Annotated in this window: 18 protein-coding genes; 7 read left to right on the plus strand and 11 right to left on the minus strand. The window is 40.8% G+C overall.

The window, feature by feature from the left end:
* Nucleotides 1–19: 19 nt before the first annotated feature.
* The 8 genes from fis to rsmD all read right to left on the minus strand — a co-directional run bounded on the left by fis (nucleotide 20) and on the right by rsmD (nucleotide 7,834).
* Nucleotides 20–310, minus strand: a complete 291-nt coding sequence (fis, locus tag NQT69_RS16250) for a DNA-binding transcriptional regulator Fis (protein ID WP_002957804.1) — start codon at nucleotides 308–310, stop codon at nucleotides 20–22.
* Between the two features lie 20 nt (nucleotides 311–330).
* Nucleotides 331–1,302, minus strand: coding sequence for a tRNA dihydrouridine synthase DusB (gene dusB, locus NQT69_RS16255; RefSeq protein ID WP_256828760.1), 972 nt, complete (start codon nucleotides 1,300–1,302; stop codon nucleotides 331–333).
* 276 nt (nucleotides 1,303–1,578) lie between these two features.
* Entirely contained in the window at nucleotides 1,579–2,463 is an 885-nt protein-coding gene (prmA, locus tag NQT69_RS16260) for a 50S ribosomal protein L11 methyltransferase (RefSeq protein ID WP_256828723.1), read from the minus strand.
* Nucleotides 2,464–2,533: 70 nt separating this feature from the next.
* A complete protein-coding gene (rpoD, locus tag NQT69_RS16265) occupies nucleotides 2,534–4,378 on the minus strand; it encodes an RNA polymerase sigma factor RpoD (protein ID WP_256828724.1) in 1,845 nt (614 codons plus the stop codon).
* Between the two features lie 124 nt (nucleotides 4,379–4,502).
* Nucleotides 4,503–6,257: a DNA primase gene (gene dnaG, locus NQT69_RS16270; protein WP_256828725.1), complete on the minus strand. Its 1,755-nt coding sequence runs from the start codon at nucleotides 6,255–6,257 to the stop codon at nucleotides 4,503–4,505.
* Nucleotides 6,258–6,388: 131 nt separating this feature from the next.
* Nucleotides 6,389–6,835, minus strand: a complete 447-nt coding sequence (locus NQT69_RS16275; protein ID WP_256828726.1) for a GatB/YqeY domain-containing protein — start codon at nucleotides 6,833–6,835, stop codon at nucleotides 6,389–6,391.
* A 20-nt stretch (nucleotides 6,836–6,855) separates the two neighbouring features.
* Nucleotides 6,856–7,071 (minus strand): 30S ribosomal protein S21, encoded by a 216-nt coding sequence (rpsU, locus tag NQT69_RS16280; protein ID WP_002957797.1) that lies wholly within the window; start codon nucleotides 7,069–7,071, stop codon nucleotides 6,856–6,858.
* A 163-nt stretch (nucleotides 7,072–7,234) separates the two neighbouring features.
* Nucleotides 7,235–7,834: a 16S rRNA (guanine(966)-N(2))-methyltransferase RsmD gene (gene rsmD / locus NQT69_RS16285; protein WP_256828727.1), complete on the minus strand. Its 600-nt coding sequence runs from the start codon at nucleotides 7,832–7,834 to the stop codon at nucleotides 7,235–7,237.
* Between the two features lie 197 nt (nucleotides 7,835–8,031).
* Here rsmD and ftsY point away from each other — a divergent pair, with 197 nt between their 5' ends.
* From ftsY to NQT69_RS16320, 7 genes are all read left to right on the plus strand, one after another.
* On the plus strand, nucleotides 8,032–10,179 hold the full coding sequence (gene ftsY / locus NQT69_RS16290) for a signal recognition particle-docking protein FtsY (RefSeq protein WP_256828728.1): 2,148 nt from the start codon (nucleotides 8,032–8,034) through the stop codon (nucleotides 10,177–10,179).
* A 59-nt stretch (nucleotides 10,180–10,238) separates the two neighbouring features.
* Nucleotides 10,239–10,916: a cell division ATP-binding protein FtsE gene (ftsE, locus tag NQT69_RS16295; RefSeq protein WP_256828729.1), complete on the plus strand. Its 678-nt coding sequence runs from the start codon at nucleotides 10,239–10,241 to the stop codon at nucleotides 10,914–10,916.
* Nucleotides 10,913–11,899, plus strand: a complete 987-nt coding sequence (gene ftsX / locus NQT69_RS16300) for a permease-like cell division protein FtsX (protein WP_256828730.1) — start codon at nucleotides 10,913–10,915, stop codon at nucleotides 11,897–11,899. Before ftsE ends, ftsX begins: the two co-directional genes overlap by 4 nt.
* Before the next feature lie 224 nt (nucleotides 11,900–12,123).
* Complete coding sequence (gene rpoH / locus NQT69_RS16305) at nucleotides 12,124–12,987, plus strand: RNA polymerase sigma factor RpoH (protein ID WP_256828731.1); 864 nt, start codon at nucleotides 12,124–12,126, stop codon at nucleotides 12,985–12,987.
* Between the two features lie 517 nt (nucleotides 12,988–13,504).
* On the plus strand, nucleotides 13,505–13,786 hold the full coding sequence (locus tag NQT69_RS16310; protein ID WP_256828732.1) for a hypothetical protein: 282 nt from the start codon (nucleotides 13,505–13,507) through the stop codon (nucleotides 13,784–13,786).
* Nucleotides 13,779–14,192 carry a hypothetical protein gene (locus NQT69_RS16315; protein WP_256828733.1) on the plus strand — a complete coding sequence of 138 codons (414 nt, stop codon included), beginning with the start codon at nucleotides 13,779–13,781 and terminating at the stop codon, nucleotides 14,190–14,192. Before NQT69_RS16310 ends, NQT69_RS16315 begins: the two co-directional genes overlap by 8 nt.
* Before the next feature lie 628 nt (nucleotides 14,193–14,820).
* The gene (locus NQT69_RS16320) at nucleotides 14,821–15,795 is read left to right on the plus strand and encodes a S41 family peptidase (RefSeq protein WP_256828734.1); all 975 of its coding nucleotides are present in this window, start codon (nucleotides 14,821–14,823) and stop codon (nucleotides 15,793–15,795) included.
* A 295-nt stretch (nucleotides 15,796–16,090) separates the two neighbouring features.
* Here the strand turns inward: NQT69_RS16320 and NQT69_RS16325 are convergent, their stop codons facing one another.
* The 3 genes from NQT69_RS16325 to NQT69_RS16335 are packed head-to-tail and all read right to left on the minus strand — an operon-like array spanning nucleotide 16,091 to nucleotide 19,326.
* Nucleotides 16,091–16,855 (minus strand): divergent polysaccharide deacetylase family protein, encoded by a 765-nt coding sequence (locus NQT69_RS16325; RefSeq protein WP_256828735.1) that lies wholly within the window; start codon nucleotides 16,853–16,855, stop codon nucleotides 16,091–16,093.
* A 34-nt stretch (nucleotides 16,856–16,889) separates the two neighbouring features.
* Complete coding sequence (locus NQT69_RS16330; protein WP_256828736.1) at nucleotides 16,890–18,149, minus strand: S41 family peptidase; 1,260 nt, start codon at nucleotides 18,147–18,149, stop codon at nucleotides 16,890–16,892.
* Nucleotides 18,150–18,186: 37 nt separating this feature from the next.
* Nucleotides 18,187–19,326, minus strand: a complete 1,140-nt coding sequence (locus NQT69_RS16335; protein WP_256828737.1) for a murein hydrolase activator EnvC family protein — start codon at nucleotides 19,324–19,326, stop codon at nucleotides 18,187–18,189.
* Between the last annotated feature and the right edge of the window lies 1 nt (nucleotide 19,327).

A 19,327-nucleotide genomic window follows, 5' to 3' on the forward strand; every position in this document is an offset into this window, starting at 1 on the left:
AAGTTTTCACTGCGCAGTATTAGTTCATGCCGTATTTCTTTAGTTTCTTACGTAAAGTACCACGGTTGATACCTAGTAAGATTGCCGCACGTGTTTGGTTACCACGAGTGTAAGTCATTACTTCTTCAAGTAATGGTGCTTCTAGCTCAGAAAGAACAAGGTCATAAACGTCTTGTACATCTTGACCGTTAAGCTGTTTTAAATAGTGATGAACAGCTTTTTTCACTGCATCGCGTAATGGCTGCGGTTTCTCGTGTGACTGAACATGAGGGTTAGTGATAAATGGAGAAGTCACGTTTTGTTCGAACATTGTTTATATCTCTTTCTTTCTTAGTTAGCTGCTAGTGTTTTAAAGTATTGCTCTAATGTCTCGATTTGTGCCTGTGGATTATCGAGAGCATTAAATACTCGCCTAAACTGACCGTCACTGTCATGGGTTTGCAAATACCAAGATACATGTTTGCGAGCAATGCGCGCTCCCATTGGTTCCCCGTAAAACGCATGAAGGTTCACTAAGTGTTCCATCAAAATACCACGTACTTCCTCAATTGGAGGTGTAGGTAAATGTTCTCCGGTTCGCAAAAAGTGGTCTATCTCCCTAAATATCCAAGGGCGACCTTGGGCGGCTCGACCAATCATGATGGCATCTGCACCCGTATAGTCCAAAACCTGCTTTGCTTTTTCAGGTGATGTAATATCACCATTGGCAACAACAGGTATCGACACTGAACGTTTAATATCCCTAATTGTGGCGTACTCTGCTTCACCTTTATACATACATGCGCGTGTACGCCCATGTACGGCTAATGAAGCAATGCCATAACGTTCAGCTATTCTCGCAATCTCTACACCGTTACGGTTGTCCTGATCCCATCCAGTTCGGATTTTTAGTGTCACAGGTACATCAACAGCATTAACTACTGCATCAATAATCTCTTCGACTAACTCAGGAAACTGCAATAACGCTGAGCCTGCGAGTTTCTTGTTCACTTTCTTAGCTGGGCACCCCATATTTATATCTATGATTTGTGCACCATTACTGACATTGAATTGTGCGGCCTGAGCCATCAGCTCAGGATCAGCTCCTGCGATCTGCACCGCGCGTATTCCTGACTCACCGCTGTGATCCATACGGTTCATCGATTTTTCGGTTTTCCAAACCTTTGGATTTGACGATAGCATTTCAGACACGGCAAGCCCCGCACCTAAGCGTCGGCAAAGCTGTCTAAATGGTCTGTCTGTAATGCCTGCCATTGGCGCGACAATTACATTGTTCTCAAGTTGGTATGAACCGATACGCACTGTATTCAATAGGCCTCTTTTCAAGGGGCGCTAAGTTTACGGTGTTTTTCCTAAAAATCAAAGGCTATAAATTGAACAAAAGTAACTTTTTTTTGCCTTTTTCGTATTGACTTTTGATAACAGTTTGACAGGCGGGTTGATTTGTTTGATATTTATACAAAACAAATTTAAAGCTAAAATTTGCACAGTAAATAAATGTGTGAATAATAGGTAAAGCCTGTTAATTACAGGCTTTACAAACGTGTTTAGAGCTAATACTTAAAACAGTAAACTGGATTAATTAGCGTGCTTTTCGCCACTGACTCGTGTCCATTCACCTTCTACAGCAATTTCATCAAGTGCAATAAATGGTGCATAAACATCAGCAACTGACTGTGCTTGTTCTTCTAAAATACCTGACATGGCAATTTTACCGCCTGGTTTTAACAGCCCTAAAATCACACTGTGTAGTTCACGTAATGGCGCGGCTAAAATATTGGCAACCACAATATCAGCTGTAAATTCAGGCTGATTTTCTGGTAAGTAGACTTCAAGCTTATCGGCAACGCCATTGCGCTGTGCGTTATCAAGGCTTGCCTCAAGTGCTTGAGGGTCGATATCGATGCCTATCATACGCTCAGCCCCCAATTTGATTGCTGCAATGCCTAAAATGCCTGAGCCACAACCAAAGTCGACAACGGTTTTACCGGTTAAGTCTTGGCTTTCTAGCCATTTTAAACACAATGCGGTAGTGGCATGAGTGCCAGTACCAAAGGCAAGGCCCGGATCAAGGAGTACATTTACGGCATCTGGATCTGGAATATCGCGCCAGCTTGGGCAAATCCACAACTTTTCACCAAATTGGATAGGGTGGAAGTTATCCATCCATTCACGTTCCCAGTCTTTATCTTCTAGTTGTTCTACTTTATAAACCAACGAGTCTCTTATCTCGTCATGACGTTTTAATAGCTCAATAACCGCGTTCATATCGTGATTAGCTTCGAATAAACCAATTACGGTGGTATCAGCCCAAAACTCGACGGTGCCAATTTTAGGCTCATAGATAGGCGTATCTTTAGCATCAATAAATGTAACTGATGCGCTGCCAGCTTCCATTAATAAGTCACTGACTGCATCAGCGGTTGCTGCGTTAGCATTGATACGGATTTGGATCCAAGCCATGATTATTTCCTTGAAATAGAAAAAAGGCCGCTACAGCGGCCTTTTAGGTTATTACATGTTTTTTTGCTAATTACTTAGCGTCTAAGAAGCTTTTCAATAAGTCAGAGCGCGATGGGTGACGTAATTTACGCAATGCCTTCGCTTCGATTTGACGAATACGTTCACGTGTTACGTCAAACTGTTTACCCACTTCTTCTAGAGTATGGTCGGTATTCATATCGATACCAAAACGCATACGTAATACTTTAGCTTCACGGGCTGTTAGGCCAGCAAGAACATCGTTGGTAGCACCACGAAGAGATTCCATTGTTGCCGAGTCAATTGGCGAATCAATGGTGGTATCTTCGATAAAGTCACCTAAATGCGAATCTTCGTCATCACCGATTGGTGTTTCCATCGAAATTGGCTCTTTGGCAATCTTAAGTACCTTACGGATTTTATCCTCAGGCATCATCATGCGTTCTGCTAATTCTTCTGGATTTGGCTCACGACCCATTTCTTGTAGCATTTGACGTGAAATGCGATTCAATTTATTGATCGTTTCAATCATATGTACCGGAATACGGATTGTACGCGCTTGGTCAGCAATTGAACGAGTAATTGCTTGACGGATCCACCACGTAGCATAAGTTGAGAACTTATAACCACGGCGATATTCAAACTTATCAACTGCTTTCATCAGACCAATGTTACCTTCTTGGATTAAATCCAAGAATTGTAAGCCACGGTTGGTGTATTTTTTCGCAATTGAGATTACAAGACGTAAGTTTGCTTCAACCATTTCTTTTTTCGCACGGCGGGCTTTTGCTTCACCAATACTCATACGACGGTTGATGTCTTTAATACGCTCAATGCTTAAACCTGTGCTTTCTTCAATTACACATAGTTTGTTAATACAACGAATGATCTCTGGCTTCACTTCTTCGAGTTTCGCTGAGTGCTTTTCGTTAGCTGCAATTTCTAAGTCGAGCCATGCTGCATCTGTTTCATTATTTGCAAAGTGCTTAACAAAGGTTTTCTTTGGTAACTTAGCAAATTGTACCGCTTGCTTCATGATAAGACGTTCTTGCACACGCACTCGGTCCATCATTTCACGCATGTTATTAACCATGCGATCAAACTGCTTAGGTACTAATTTAAATGTTCTGAATAACTCACCGATTTCAAAAATAGCGGCTTTAGAATCAGGGTGCGAGCGGCCTTTTTTATCAAAAGTTTCGCGCGCTTTGTTATAAAGATCACGAAGGTTTTCAAAGTGTACACGGGCTTCTTCTGGATCTGGGCCTGTATCTACTTCTTCTTCGTCATCATCATCGTCGCTATCTGCATCGTCTTCATCTTCTTCATCAAGCTCTTTTTCGCTTAACTCAGAACCAATGTGGGTTGCAGAAATTTGCGTTTCATCTTCGTTAGGATCAAAGAAACCAGAAATAATGTCGCTTAAGCGCATTTCTTCTGCTTCAAATTTGTCCCATTGCTCAAGCAAGTAAGTAATTGCTTCAGGGTATTCAGCAACTGAGATCTGTACTTGGTTGATGCCTTCTTCGATGCGCTTCGCGATGACAATTTCGCCTTCACGGGTCAGTAGTTCAACTGTGCCCATTTCACGCATGTACATACGAACCGGATCCGTAGTACGGCCGATTTCTTTATCTACAGTAGCAAGCGCAGCGGCTGCGGCTTCTGCTGCGTCTTCATCTGTCGTGGTTTCTTGCATCATCAATTCATCGGCATCAGGTGCGTTTTCGCTAACCTTGATACCCATATCATTGATCATGCTAATGATATCTTCTACTTGATCTGAATCGATAATATCTTGTGGAAGGTGATCATTAACTTCTGCAAAAGTTAAATAACCTTGCTCTTTACCTTTTTGAATCAGAAGTTTTAATTGTGACTGAGGAGTTGGATCCATAGAGATTGTTTCTTCCACTCTGATAAGTTGATACAACAGGCGCCAGCTTGCTTACATATAAAGCCAAGCTAAGTATAATTTGACGCAGTGAATAGCACAGTATAACAGCATTTATCAATTTTGACTAGCCGTTAGTGCCTTTTAACGCTTGAGTCAATAAATGACACTCAAGTCGTTCATCGCTATTTAACCCTTGGGTCTTGTCCTTTATTAATAGGGTCTCTAGTCGATAATTTAAACACTGATCTTCAATAAATTTAAAAGTATTTTTAAATTCATCCTCTAACCGGTCGTCATTAATCTCATGGCGCCAGGTAGCAAGTTTGATAAGTGCTTCATATTCAGGGCTTTCTCTAAATGCCTCAAGTAATTGGGCAGTCGTGATAGCTTGTTTTTGTAATGCGTAGTGCTGAATTTTTATTAATAAAGCGATACCCGCTATGTTCATTTGCGCAAGATCGGGTAAATAAGGCACTGCATTTGCTAAATTAGGGTGCTGTACCAATAAACCAATAGCGCGGCGCATCGGCGTTATTTTAAATTTACGCTCAATAGAGTGCTGTTGTTTCGGTGTTTTTAAGCGACTATTTAACTGCTCTTTAGTTCGCCCAATAAGGCGACCTAGTTGCTCTAGTAAGTTTTCTTGATAAAACTCACTAGGGATTTTTTCAATCAGAGGCAGTACCGCACTAAGTAACTTTGCTTTACCTGCATCAGTTGTTAAATCAATTTCTTGGCTTAGCTTATTAAACAATACTTGCGTAAAGTTATCCGCTTTAGCTAAGCGTTGCTCAAACGCGTCTTTGCCTTCTTGTTGCACGAGTGAATCAGGGTCTTCGCCATCAGGCAAAAATACAAATTGCAGTGCTTTACCATCACTCAAATAGGGCAGTGCATTTTCAAGTGCACGCCAAGCGGCATCACGACCTGCACGATCACCATCGTAACAACAAATTACCTTGTCAGTGGTTCTGAACAAAGTATGCATGTGCTCGGCTGTTGTCGCCGTGCCTAGTGCTGCAACTGCGTATTCTATTCCTTGCTCGCTGAGCGCCACCACATCCATATATCCTTCAACAATGAGGATATGATCTAATTTTTTGTGTGCTTGCTTAGCTTCATACAAACCGTATAGCTCAAAGCCTTTGTGGAAAATACGGGTTTCAGGGGAGTTTAAATACTTTGGACCTTGATCAGCTTGCATGACTCGGCCGCCAAAAGCGATTACACGACCTCGCTTATCTCGAATGGGAAACATTAAGCGGCCACGGAAAAAATCAAACTGTCTGCCAGGGGTTTTCTCTGAAGCAAGTTTTAGTTCTACTAGCTGCTCTTTTTGTTCTTTGTTACGGCCTAGTTGTAGGCATAAGCCTTCCCATTCACTCGGGGCATAGCCCATCATAAACTTTTTCACGGTTTCGCCACTTAAGCCGCGACCTTTCACATACTCAATAACATCAGCAGAATTTGCATGGTGTTTTAATTGATGCTGATAAAAACGGGCGGCGTGCAGCATTAGATCGTAATCAGAGCGTTTTTGCTCAGCGGTTCTTTGTGGGCCAGCGTTAGTATTACCTTGCTCTCGTGGAACGTCTAAGTTTAAAAGGCTTGCGAGCTCTTCAATCGCGTCAACAAATTCAAGTTTGTCGTATTCCATCACAAAAGAGATAGCATTGCCATTAGCGCCACAGCCAAAGCAGTGATAAAACTGTTTATCTTGTGAAACAGTAAACGAAGGCGACTTTTCGTTATGGAAGGGGCAGCAGGCTTGGTAATCTTTTCCGGCTTTTTTAAGACCTACTTTTGAGTCAATGAGCTCGACAATATCTGTTCTGGCGAGTAAATCGTCAATAAAATTTCGTGGGATCTTTCCGGCCATGCTGTGTAAGTAGTCCTAGCAATTGATGAGGTGTAATTTCAACACACAATGCAAATTTATAAAAGCGCTAAACGAAGAAACCGAGCACTTGGCTCGGTTTGCTTCAATCATACTTTATGTATGTGGGAGTATTAGGCTGTTAATCGTTGCTTAATTAAAACTGAAATCTTACCTAAATCGGCACGACCTTCGGCTTTGCTTTTGATTATACCCATTACTTTACCCATGTCTTGCATACCTGCTGCATTAGTATCAGCAATAGCCGCATCAATGAGGGCAATGATTTCGTCTTCACTCAATTGTTGAGGTAAAAACTCTTCAAGTGCTTTAATCTCACTGGCTTCAACTTCAGCTAAATCATCACGCCCAGCATCTTTGTACTGAGTGTAAGAATCGCGGCGTTGTTTAACAAGCTTCACTAGGACTGCGGTAATACCGTCATCATCAAGTGTTATTTGCTCGTCAATCTCACGCTGCTTGATTGCAGCAAGTACCATACGAATTGGGTTAAGACGTGCTTTGTCTTTCGCTCGCATCGCATCTTTTTGTGCATCTTTTAGCGTTATTAAAAGGCTCATTTATACAAGACCAAATACGATTAGTATAATTTAACGCGACGTGCGTTATCGCGAGAAAGCTTCTTCATGTGACGCTTAACCGCTGCAGCTTTTTTACGCTTACGCTCAGCTGTTGGCTTTTCATAGTGCTCGCGACGACGAACTTCTGAAAGGATACCTGCTTTTTCACATGAACGCTTGAAGCGACGAAGTGCTACGTCAAACGGTTCGTTCTCTCTTACTTTAATTACTGGCATTAAAAATTCACCTACCTAAATAATGAGCGTTGCTCAAGTTGATCAAACAATGATCAAGTGGTTCAAAAATGGTGCGGTATTGTAATCTGAAGCCGCACCACATGTAAAGGATAAATATTGTCTGTTCTAATAGTAAACTAAAAATACTTGTATGTTATTAATTTCACTGCAATTGATAGAGTCTACAAAGTACTTGTCCGGCGACTTTTTCTTTTAATAACAACCAATTGCTAGGAAGATCTAAATTATTAAGTTCACTTTCAACTTCAACATAAATAACTGCTTGTTCGCTTAACCAGTTATTTTTTATAAGTAAATCACAGCATGGTTTAGCTAAATTTTGACGAAAAGGCGGATCAACAAAGACCAAATCGAACTGCTGTTCGTTTGGGTTTTGCTTTAGATGATGCAAACTATCGGTGCAATTTACAGTGGCGTTGTCCAATTTAAGCATATTGACATTTGCTGTTAATTGGCCTGCAGCGGATTTGTCCATTTCTAAAAAGGTCGCACAGCGTGCAAAACGAGACAAAGCCTCAAAACCTAAACCGCCAGAGCCGGCAAAGCAATCAAGTACTTTAGCATCACGGGTATCTTGCATTAACCAATTAAATACAGTCTCTTTAATACGATCGGTGGTGGGGCGTAGACCCTGCACATCTTTTACTGGTAGTTTGCGACCGCGAAACTGACCACTAATTATGCGAATAAAGCCATCTGTTGATTTATTAGTTGGCTGTTTTTGTGATGATTTTTTTCTCATTTAACTCACTAAAAAATGGAATCTATTACGCGGCTCAGATAATATTGTACTGATATCGTAGCGCGTCATTTTTCAACTGCGCTAAAAGTGTTACCATAAGCATCTTGGACAATAGTTTTAACAACGGCTTTAAAAGTGCTCGTAATAAAACTATTTGCATTAGTTTATCAGATTTTTATAAGTGGTTATTAGCAACTATGGCAAAAAAAAGTAAATTCCTGTCTTGGCTAGGTTTTGGCAAATCAGAAAACAAACAACAAACAGAGCAGGCAGCAGAGGCTGATAACCAAAAGCAATTAGCAGCACAGGCAGAGGCTGAACGTTTAGAACAAGAGCGCATTGCAGCTGAAAAGGCGGAGGCTGAACGCTTAGAGCAAGAGCGCATTGCTGCTGAAAAGGCAGAGGCTGAACGTTTAGAGCAAGAGCGTATTGCTACAGAACAAGCAGAGGCTGAACTTTTAGAGAAAGAGCGTATTGCTACAGAAAAGGCAGAGGCTGAGCGTGCAGCGCAAGAGCGTATTGCAGCAGAAAAAGCGCATGAGCAGCTACTTGCAGCAGAGCAGACTGAGCAACTTCGTCGTGAGCAAGCTGAGCGCTTAGCACAGCAAGAAGAAGCAATGCGTTTGGAGCTTGAGCGCAAAGCAGCAGAGCAAGCGCAACATGATGCTGAATTAGAACAACAACGCATTGCGACTGAAAAGGCCGAGCGTATAGAGCAAGAACGTATCTCTGAAGAGAAAGCAGAGGCTGAACGTTTAGAGCAAGAACGCATCTCTGCAGAGAAAGCAGAGAAAGCAGAGGCCGAGCGTGTAGAGCAAGAACGACTTGCTGCAGAAAAAGCTGAGGCCGAGCGTTTAGAGCAAAAACGCATCGCTGCAGAAAAAGCTGAGGCCGAGCGTGTAGAGCAAGAGCGTATTGCTGCAGAGAAAGTAGAGGCCGAGCGTGTAGAGCAAGAGCGTATTGCTGCAGAAAAAGCTGAGGCCGAGCGTGTAGAGCAAGAGCGTATTGCTGCAGAAAAAGCTGAGGCCGAGCGTGTAGAGCAAGAACGACTTGCTGCAGAAAAAGCTGAGGCTGAGCGTTTAGAGCAAGAACGACTTGCTGCAGAAAAAGCTGAGGCTGAACGTGTAGAGCAAGAACGACTTGCTGCAGAAAAAGTAGAGGCTGAACGTGTAGAGCAAGAGCGTATTGTTGCAGAGAAAGCAGAGGCTGAGCGTTTAGAGCAAGAACGCCTCGCAGCAGAGAAAGCAGAGGCTGAGCGTGTAGCGCAAGAGCGTATTGCAGCAGAGAAAGCAGAGGCTGAACGTTTAGAGCAAGAACGTATTGCCGCAGAAGCTGAGGCAGAACGCATAGAGCAAGAGCGCTTAACTGCAGAGCTTGCCAAAGATGAAGCCAAACAGGCTGAAAAGCCTAAAAAAGAAGGGTTTTTCTCTCGCCTTAAAAAAGGCTTACTTAAAACCAAACTAAATATAGGCTCTGGCTTTGCGTCGATATTTAGCGGCAAGAAAATCGATGATGATCTGTTTGAAGAGTTAGAAACACAATTATTAACAGCTGATCTAGGTGTAGATACCACCATGAAGCTGATTGATAACCTAACTGATGCCGCCGATCGTAAGCAATTAAAAGACGGCGATGCACTTTACGAATTAATGAAGCAAGAAATGGCTGCAATGCTGAAAACAGCAGAGCAACCATTAGAAATACCTGCCGATAAAAAACCATTTGTTATTTTAATGGTGGGTGTTAACGGTGTTGGCAAAACCACGACAATCGGTAAACTTGCTAAGCAATTTCAAAACGAAGGTAAGTCTGTGATGCTTGCAGCAGGTGATACCTTCCGTGCCGCTGCGGTAGAGCAGTTGCAAGTATGGGGTGAGCGTAATGAAATTCCTGTCATTGCGCAGCATACCGGTGCGGATAGTGCATCTGTAGTATTTGATGCCTTTCAAGCGGCGAAAGCCCGTAATATCGATGTGTTAATCGCAGATACAGCAGGGCGTTTGCAAAATAAAGATAACTTAATGCAAGAGCTTGAAAAAATAGCCCGTGTAATGAAGAAAATTGACCCTGATGCGCCGCATGAAGTCATGCTAACGATTGATGCAGGTACGGGGCAAAATGCAATTAGCCAAGTAAATCTATTTAATCAGTGTGTTGGCTTAACAGGTATTACCCTGTCTAAATTAGATGGTACAGCTAAAGGTGGTGTGATCTTCGCCGTCGCTGATAAGTTTAATATTCCGATCCGCTATATTGGTGTTGGTGAAAGTATTGATGATTTAAGAGCATTCAATAGTAACGACTTTATCGATGCGCTGTTTAGCCAAGACGAGGACGAAGCATAAATTTTTAAAAAAGGGCTTAAACCAAACTGGTTTAGGCCTTTTTTAGCTGAGGGATAAGAATGATAAATTTTCAGCAAGTCAGTAAAACATACCCAGGTGGCCACCGAGCACTGGAAAAAGTAAGTTTCCATGTCAAACCTGGTGAGCTGGCTTTCTTAACCGGCCACAGTGGGGCGGGTAAAAGTACCTTACTTAAATTAATTAGTTTAATGGAACGCCCATCTGCCGGTCAGGTATTAATTAATGGTGTTGATTTAAGTGCTGTTAAATCAAGACAAATTCCCTACGTTCGCCGCGATATCGGGATTATCTTTCAAAATCACCGTTTATTAGAACGTCATACTATTTTTGATAACGTTGCCTTGCCACTGGTTATTGAGGGCACACACCATAAACAAATCGAAAAGCGGGTGCATGGTGCGCTAGATAAAGTCGGTTTGCTGGATAAAGTTAAATGCCACCCTTCTACGCTTTCTGGCGGAGAGCAGCAGCGAGTGGGTATTGCCCGTGCGATTGTGAACTCACCACCGTTATTACTTGCAGATGAACCAACAGGTAACTTAGACCCTGATCTATCAATGGATATACTTCGTTTGTTTGAAGATTTTAATAAGCACGGCACCACAGTATTAATTGCTACTCATGATTTAGGGCTCATATCACGTATGCGTTATCGTAGCCTTACCTTAAAAGAGGGCCGCATGAGTCAAGACCCATTGGCAGAGGCTTCTCTATGAGCTTATTATTTAAAGGACGACAAAGCCAAAATGAGCGCGCTAAAAAATCATTTATAGCCGCTGGCTACTTTTTTGTACTTAATATATTTCGTCAGGGCGTTCATAGCTTAGGTGAAATGTGGCGCACACCAATCGCATCTTTAATGACTATTGCAGTTTTGGGCTTGAGCTTAACGTTACCCGCAACACTTTATTTAGTGGTTAAAAACGTGCAACAAGTGAGCAGTGGTTTTGAGGAGGCGGCAGAGATCTCGTTATTCGTTAAAGAATCAATGAATGAGCAAGAAACGCAAACCCTAGTGAAGCGGCTGGCTTTATACCCTGAAGTTGATAATGTGGCGTTTATTTCCAAGCAAGATGCCTTAGTTGAGTTTAAAGAGGTCTCGGGTTTTGGTCAGGCGCTGGAATATTTAGACGCCAACCCTTTGCCTGATGTTGTGATAGTTACACCTACTTCGCGTTACCGCCAACCAGAAACAGCTCAAGCTTTACTTGTTAAACTTGAAAAAGAGCGCGAAGTCGACTTTGGTAAACTAGATATAGCTTGGCTAGAAAGACTAAATGCATTATTGAGCTTACTCAAAGAAAGTGTGATCACCATTGCTTTATTGCTACTGACTTCTGTTACTTTAATTATCGGTAATACCATTCGCTTGTCTATTATGGATAAAAAAGAAGAAATACAAGTCATGAAACTGGTTGGGGCAACCAATACTTTCATTCATGCGCCATTTTTATGGACGGGTATCTGGTATGGTGTGATTGGAGGCTTATTTGCCTTTATTTGTGTGGCACTTATGATGTGGTGGCTAGGCTCCGCTGTGACAGAAGTGGCGGACGTGTATCAAACTCACTTTGATCTAATAGGCCTTAGCCTCGCTGAATTTGGTAGTTTAGTTTTATTAGCAACCTCTTTAGGGTTTATCGGATCCTACCTATCAGTAAATCGTTATATAAAAGAAATTGAACCCGATAAAGTGTAACAATTCATATATATCATCCTAAAGCGGGTTAGTAAAAGCCACATCAGTTATTTTTACTAACCCTTCAATAAGCTAGAATTCATCGCATATTCAGACGTTTTAAGTAGAATATAAAGCATCAAAAAAACCACTTGCTTCAATCGAAAAAAAGATTTAAATTGAAGTTAGCACTCTCGGTAAAAGAGTGCTAAGATGGTTTCAAATGTTTATCACCGAGGTGAAAAATGAGTAAAGATATATACGCAATGGCACTCACAGTCGGACAGCAAAGCGCAAGTATTGATGGTTACCTACAAGCGGTAAGTACAATACCTATGCTAGAAGCTGAGCAAGAAAAAGAGTTAGCGACCCGCTTACAGGAAGACGGCGATCTTAATGCTGCAAAGCAACTCATCATGTCTCATTTACGCTTCGTGGCACATATCGCTAAAGGTTATTCAGGTTATGGCTTACCACAAGCTGACTTGATCCAAGAAGGTAACATCGGTCTGATGAAAGCAGTAAAACGTTTTGACCCATCAGTGGGCGTACGTTTGGTTTCATTTGCAGTGCACTGGATAAAAGCAGAAATTCACGAATTCGTGCTTAAAAACTGGCGTATCGTTAAAGTTGCGACCACTAAAGCACAACGTAAGTTATTTTTTAATTTACGTAAAAATAAAAAGCGCCTAGGTTGGTTTAACCAAGCCGAGGTTGCGACTGTAGCAAGCGAGCTAGGTGTAAGTGAAAAAGAAGTACGTGAAATGGAATCGCGCATGAGCGGCCAAGACATGGGCTTTGATTTAACGGGCGACGATAATGACGACGCACCAAGCAGCACTTACTCTCCAGTACAGTACTTAACTGACGGTAGTAATGACTTAGCTGAAGAAGTTGAACAGCAACAATGGCAAGAACAGTCTCATACGCGTTTATTTAGTGCATTAAAAACACTAGACGAACGCTCGCAAGACATTGTTAGTGCGCGCTGGTTAGCCGACGAAAAAGCAACTTTACAAGAGCTTGCTGAAAAATACAGCGTATCAGCAGAGCGTGTACGTCAGCTTGAAAAAACAGCCATGAAAAAGCTACAAGCAGCAATGAGCTAATATCAGTTTTGTAAAATTATCAAAGCCCTGCACGAAAATGCGGGGCTTTTTGTTTTAAGGGAAGCTATAAGTTTTAAGCGATAAGCCGTAAGTGGTAAACGCAGCCCGTTTATTTATTTTGCCCTCTTGTATAACAATATAGAAAAAAGCTTTAAGTGAATTATTCACAAAGAGGTTTAGAGGCGCTGCGCTTTAGAGTTATCAACGTAGGTTGGTTTGAGCGCAGCGAAACCCAACGAAAAATACCCAATCAGTTAACACCAGTATTTTGCATTATCGGTTGTCTTGAATGTACCAATTTCAGATGGTCAGGAGAATAATGTCTGAATTCAAGATTTGATAATCTTTAGGCTTCCTAAGTATTCGCAAGTTGGTGCCATTTATAGCCATTCAAAAAGTAAATGTCAAAAGGCAAAACGTGATCCCATTTCCCAGACGTGATTGGTAAAGCCTACCTATTGAAAATGTAACGGCATTTGGGTATTCTCAGTGCTAGTTACTATTAAAGGGAATTGGTGTGCGTCTTTATAAAATTACATTAATAATACTTGTTATTATGCTTGTAGGTATTCAGCAAACCCCTACCTATTATGTAATTAACTATGTTGCCATTCCCGCATTTTTGCTAACTCTATCAGGGTTTATTTACCAGTTTACACATAAAAGTATTTTCGGTTATTTAGCAATTGCTGGCTTCGTGGTTTTTTTACCCATCGGCGTACTGGGGGTTCTATCTATTAGAGATGCAATGGACGAACAATCAAAGCTTAAATTTATAAGGAAATTAAAAAATGGATGATACAAGTATCGAAAAACCAAGCACAATTATTAAAGTTGCCAATGAGAAACTAATTCCACAATTAATTGTTGGTTTTTTAATTGTGATTGCTGGGATTGCAGTACTGCCGACCATAATTGGCTTAGGTAGCATGTTGATCATTTTTTATTTTGTTAATAGTAGCATTGAAGTTGTTAGGTTTTACCCTAAATACTCAGAAGTTAAATTGGCATCAATACGACCTCGCTGGCAAATTTTAGATAGCAGCGTGATAAGCGCTGAAGTAAAAGATAAAGTCTTATTTCTGCAAATAAATGATGAAGAAAAGCCACGCCTACGTAAAATCCCGCTAGCGCCTTTTACAGAAGACGATAAGAAAAGTATCGTTAAATATTACCAATCTCAAGCAAATAAGAACGCGAAATAAAAGCTTTTGTCTTTTTTGATCCTATATAGCTTTTCATCATGTTGATAATACTAACTCTAAGCTAGATAAAAGCACTAAAAGGCCGAGTCACTGATTTAAATGATAAAGTCACCACTTTTATTTTTTGGTTATTAGTGAAATTTTACACAAAGATTTTTAAGTAAATTACTCACAAAGAGCTTTAGAGGCGCTGCGCTTTAGAATTATCAACGTAGGTTGGTTTGAGCGCAGCGAAACCCAAGGAAAAAATACCCAATCAGTCTGGATCTAGGTACTGCATTATCGAGTGTTTTTATTTCTTCGATGTGTTCTGAATTTTGACAAAGCCATTTTAGTGATTTATTCACAAAGAGGTTTAGAGGCGCTGCGCTTATGAGAAAATATTAGACATCAAACATCAATAATAGAAGTGGTAATTAGGCTGCTGTGTGCCATGAGCGGTCATTCAAGCGTAACTCGTTTCTGCCCAGAAATGAGTTAGCGCAAATACTCTAAAGACGGCTTTGGGCGAGGTGTGGACTTTTTATTTCGTTGTATTACCCTTCAAAAAAGTGGACTATGTGATGTATTACTAAAATTAATCTTACTCAAATAAAGTATCTAAATACTAGTATCTAGGGAAATTTAAATGTTCAAAAGGAATTCACAAATATTCTTCATTCTTTCACTTTTTTTTGGCGCCAACTCTTTTGCAGAAGAGAGTGATCACAGCCAATTTCCAGATATTAGACTGGCTTTCGAAATATTAGATATTATGAAAGAAAATGTAATCACTAAAGAGAATGTTGATTGGCTTGCACTACATTCAGACGTTCAGAAAATTTATGACTCTGGAGTGAAAAAACCATTTTATGAATCCGTATATAAGATCTTTGAAAAAGCAGATACAGGACACTCATTTTACAGTTCTCTTTCCAACCCTAAGTTCATAATGCACAGAAAAAAGTCATGTAAAAATAGTGTCTTTGAATTTACAGAGCCTCCAAATGGTATTGGATATATAAAAATAAGCAGATTCAGCAATAGACATCCTTTAAAAAAATTAGAATTTGTAGAAGATATTCGAAAACAGATAAAAAAACATAACAACGATGACTTGAAAGGCTGGGTTGTAGATTTGTCGGATAATTCAGGGGGAAATATGTGGCCTATGCTAGCGGGGATTGCTCCCTTGCTAAATGATGGTATTCACGGCTATTTCGATTACCCTGATGGTAAAAAATACAGTTGGTCTACTCAAGATGGTAAAAGTTTTACAAACGGGAATTTTTCTATTGGATTTGAAGAAAACTTAGAGCTTAATAATACATTACCAATTGCTGTCATTTCTGGTGGAACAACTTCCAGCTCCGGTGAAGCATTGTTAATTACTTTTAAAGGAAAAAGTAATACTCGATTCTTTGGACATAATTCTTGTGGTATGTCCACTGCAAACAAAACATTTAAATTATCAAATGGAGCACTATTAGCAGTTACGACAAGTACAATGATGGACTCAAAATTTACATCTTATGGTAACGAGGTTAAAGTAGATATTGAAACTAATAGCCCTTATGTAGAGGCCGTTAAATGGATTGAGTTACAGAGTCTTTCAAATTTGTGATTACCCTAATGCCTGTTAATGGCACAAAGCTCACCTTAGGCTCTAACTCAAAATTGTACGGAGTTGTGTCTGAGGTGATCACGTTCAACTCACCTTTGTCCAAAAATGAGTTTTATCGACCGTCTGCAATTCGCTCAAAACTGTCTATTAAGTCTTACCTTAAATCGTTGGGTTTCGTTGCTCTCAACCCAACCTACGTGATTGTTTTAACGACGGACTATTCTGTTTACCTAGAACCTAGAACCTCGCTCCTTTTCCCTTGTAACTTTCAACCAAAAATTGACCGCTGACCGCTTTACCTCGCACTCACTCCTTTACTCTCTGCCTTCGCGAGTTGTATGTATTTTCGCTCTACCAGTTGCGATAGCGGCACCAGTTCAAAGCCTTGCTGTTCCAGTTCGGGGAGTTTACGCGATAAAAATTCGATGGTTTCAGGGTAGGGGTGGGCAATGGCGATAGCAAAGTTATAGCGCTGGGCTTTGTGCTTTAGTTCATCAAACCTAAATTGCAGCTGTTGTTCGCTGGTTATATTGTCTAAAAAAACATGGCGGCCTACATTTTCCACACCGTATAAGTTTGCTACATTTTGCGCTTGGCTTAAGCTTGTTGTACGGCTGTCTAAAAAGTACAAATCACGTTGTTTTAATACTTCCATAGTCCACTTCATTGGTTGGCTTTTTTGCGTTAACGCCGAGCCCATGTGGTTATTCACCCCTTTAACTTGGGGTAGGGCTGCTAGCGCATTGTAGAGAGTGTGTTGTAGCTGCTCTTTATCCATATCGCTGGTGAGTGCGCCTGGGCCGAGGGCTTTACTATTATCTATGGCTTGCATAGGTACATGAAGGAGCAGTTCTTTATCGGATTGGCTAGCAAGCTTGGCAAAAATTTGCGAAAAAGGGGTATGTGGCAAAATCGAATACGAAATTTTACCAGGAAGATTTAATGTTTCTAAGTCGCGCTGATGATTACCAATATCATCAATCACAATGGCTATTTGCTTTGCTTGCACCAGTGCAGGCAAAAAGCAAATAACCAACGATAGCAAAGTTAGGATTTTCAAATTTATAATTTTTATTGTCTGTTATTAGCAAAGCTCATTTCATAGAAAGTAATTGCTTTGCTTTAAGTAACTGTTGATCAGTAGGATTGTTGCCAAGCCATGGTTGATCGCTTTTTCCTTGTTCAGTTTTTATTATAGCGACTTTATCTATTTGTGGAAGTACTGATTGATTAATCGCCACATCTGGTGCAACACCTACGCCATCGATTGATTTACCTGAGGGCGAAAAGTACTTTGCGGTCGTTAATTTGAGGGCGGTGTCGCCATTGCCAAGCGGGATCAGAGATTGCACCGAGCCTTTGCCAAATGACTTACTGCCTACCAGTGTTGCGCGATCGTTATCTTTAAGGGCTGCGGCGAGTATTTCAGCTGCAGAGGCTGAGTTTTCATTGATCAGTACAACTATTGGTGAACCATTTAGTACATCCCCTTCGTTTGCCGTAAAGTGCTGGTTAGCATCATAAAATCGGCCTTTTGTGCTGACAATAGTACCGCTTTGTAAAAATAGATCTGATACTGCAACCGCGCTTTGTAAAGTACCACCAGGATTATCACGTAAATCTAAAACTAGTCCGGTTAATGCACCGCCATTATTCGCTTTAAGCTTGGCTAATTGGCGTGATAAATCATGCACAGTGTAATTTGTAAAACTGTTGATGGCGATATAACCAATACCAAAGTCATCCAGTGAACTGGTTACACTTTCGAGGTTAATTTCTCTGCGTGTTATAGCAAAATCCAGTGGTGCTTTTGCATTTTCACGTTTGATAGTTAAATGAATAGTACTTGATTCACTTTCTTGGATCATGCTTGCTACTTGGCTGATTTTTTTATTGGCAACAGGCTGGTTGTTTATCGCTAATAAAACATCATTTTGTAGGATGCCAGCATGGTATGCAGGTGAGTTTTTTAACGCACTGATGATAAGGATATGCTCACCGTGCTCTTGCACTTCAATGCCTAAACCGGTGTAACGACCATTGGTACTGTCAAAAAGGGCATCAAGCTCGTTTTCGTCTAAAAACTTTGAATAGGGATCGAGTTTTTTAAACAAGGCTTCAAATTGTTGTTGATCTTCGAAACTGCTTTGCAGTGGTAAGTCTTCTACATAATACGCATGAATATTATATAGGATCTCATGCTTTTGCTGGCTTTTAAGGTCACTTATAGAGGTGACGGCTAAACTATTAAAGCTCAGACATAAAAATAAAGTTACCAGAAGAAGGTAATTGATTGCTTTGCAGTTTATAACATTATACTGCAAATTGAGTGTGGTGATTTTTGTTGTTAGCATCAGCTGCTCCCCATGGGGTGCAGCTGCGTTTATTCAATTAAAGTCGTCTGCACCATTTTACAGGATTTACTGCGCGTCCTTTGTGGCGTATTTCAAAGTATAGCCCAGAATTCGCTTGTCCGCCGCTTTGTCCTACTAAAGCAATAACGTCACCTTGGCGTACCATGTCGCCAACATCTTTGAGTAAGGTTTGTGTATGTCCATAAAGGCTCATAAATCCTTCGCCATGATCAACAACAATAACCCAACCATAACCTTTAAGCCAATCAGCATAAACGACTTGGCCATTGTGAACACTTGCAACTTGGTTTCCTTCGTTGGCCTCAATTAACACGCCTTTCCAATCTATACCGCCGTGTTTACGTTGGCCAAATTTATGGGCTAATTTTCCTTTTGTGGGCCAATTTAGCTTTCCTTTACTGGTATTTAAGCCAAGTAGCTCTACTTTTTTATTCTTTTCTTTTTCTAGTTCTTGTAGTGTTGTTACCAGTGTTTTTTCGTTTTCTTTTAAGTAATTAATAGAGCTTTCGGTGGAATTTAATTTTGCTTTAAGTTGCTTAATATTGGTTTTACGCTGTTTTTGTGCATCCACTAGTGCTTGATGGCGAGAACTTTGCTCTTGGTGTAACGCGACTAAATGCTGCTTGGTTTTTTCCAGCTCACGTTGCACGGCTTCTATTTCTAGCAATAACGCTTTGAGCTCTTCTATTTGCTCTATTCGGGCTTTGTTCAGGTAATTGTAGTAACTTAATGTGCGCTCAACTTTTGCGGTGTCCTGCTGGTTAAGCAGCATTTTCGAATAGTCGTGACCACCTGACATATAGGCGCTTTTTAGTTGTGCTGCTAGCGCGTGTTGCAGCGTTTTTTGTTGTTGTAGTAGTTTGTCAGCTTGTTGTTGTTGCTGTGCTTGTTGTTTTTCGGTGTCTTTAATTGATTGCTGGGCGATATTCAGCGCTTTAGCATTTTTGGCAATACTTAGTTCATGTTGTTGTAAGGTTTTTTGTAGCTTGGTGATATCTTTGCGTTGCGCAGCGAGCTCGGCTTCACTTTGCTTTAATGCATCTTGTATTTCCGATAAGTCTTTTTTTGTACGATCTTCATTCGCTATCGCCGGAGCAATAACGAATGAAGTAAGTATTAACAGACTACCTATTAACTGATTAACACTTTTTATCATG

The sequence above is a fragment of the Pseudoalteromonas shioyasakiensis genome, from assembly GCF_024518675.1.
GTDB lineage: Bacteria > Pseudomonadota > Gammaproteobacteria > Enterobacterales > Alteromonadaceae > Pseudoalteromonas > Pseudoalteromonas shioyasakiensis_B.

Bases quoted from the DNA above. Each gene is read 5' to 3' on its own strand.
- fis (WP_002957804.1), bottom strand. From the start codon at position 310: ATGTTCGAACAAAACGTGACTTCTCCATTTATCACTAACCCTCATGTT.
- dnaG (WP_256828725.1), bottom strand. From the start codon at position 6,257: ATGGCCGGAAAGATCCCACGAAATTTTATTGACGATTTACTCGCCAGA.
- rpsU (WP_002957797.1), bottom strand. From the start codon at position 7,071: ATGCCAGTAATTAAAGTAAGAGAGAACGAACCGTTTGACGTAGCACTT.
- NQT69_RS16335 (WP_256828737.1), bottom strand. From the start codon at position 19,326: ATGATAAAAAGTGTTAATCAGTTAATAGGTAGTCTGTTAATACTTACT.
- NQT69_RS16330 (WP_256828736.1), bottom strand. From the start codon at position 18,149: ATGCTAACAACAAAAATCACCACACTCAATTTGCAGTATAATGTTATA.
- prmA (WP_256828723.1), bottom strand. From the start codon at position 2,463: ATGGCTTGGATCCAAATCCGTATCAATGCTAACGCAGCAACCGCTGAT.
- NQT69_RS16275 (WP_256828726.1), bottom strand. From the start codon at position 6,835: ATGAGCCTTTTAATAACGCTAAAAGATGCACAAAAAGATGCGATGCGA.
- rpoH (WP_256828731.1), top strand. From the start codon at position 12,124: ATGAGTAAAGATATATACGCAATGGCACTCACAGTCGGACAGCAAAGC.
- NQT69_RS16315 (WP_256828733.1), top strand. From the start codon at position 13,779: ATGGATGATACAAGTATCGAAAAACCAAGCACAATTATTAAAGTTGCC.
- rpoD (WP_256828724.1), bottom strand. From the start codon at position 4,378: ATGGATCCAACTCCTCAGTCACAATTAAAACTTCTGATTCAAAAAGGT.
- ftsY (WP_256828728.1), top strand. From the start codon at position 8,032: ATGGCAAAAAAAAGTAAATTCCTGTCTTGGCTAGGTTTTGGCAAATCA.
- ftsE (WP_256828729.1), top strand. From the start codon at position 10,239: ATGATAAATTTTCAGCAAGTCAGTAAAACATACCCAGGTGGCCACCGA.
- ftsX (WP_256828730.1), top strand. From the start codon at position 10,913: ATGAGCTTATTATTTAAAGGACGACAAAGCCAAAATGAGCGCGCTAAA.
- rsmD (WP_256828727.1), bottom strand. From the start codon at position 7,834: ATGAGAAAAAAATCATCACAAAAACAGCCAACTAATAAATCAACAGAT.
- NQT69_RS16320 (WP_256828734.1), top strand. From the start codon at position 14,821: ATGTTCAAAAGGAATTCACAAATATTCTTCATTCTTTCACTTTTTTTT.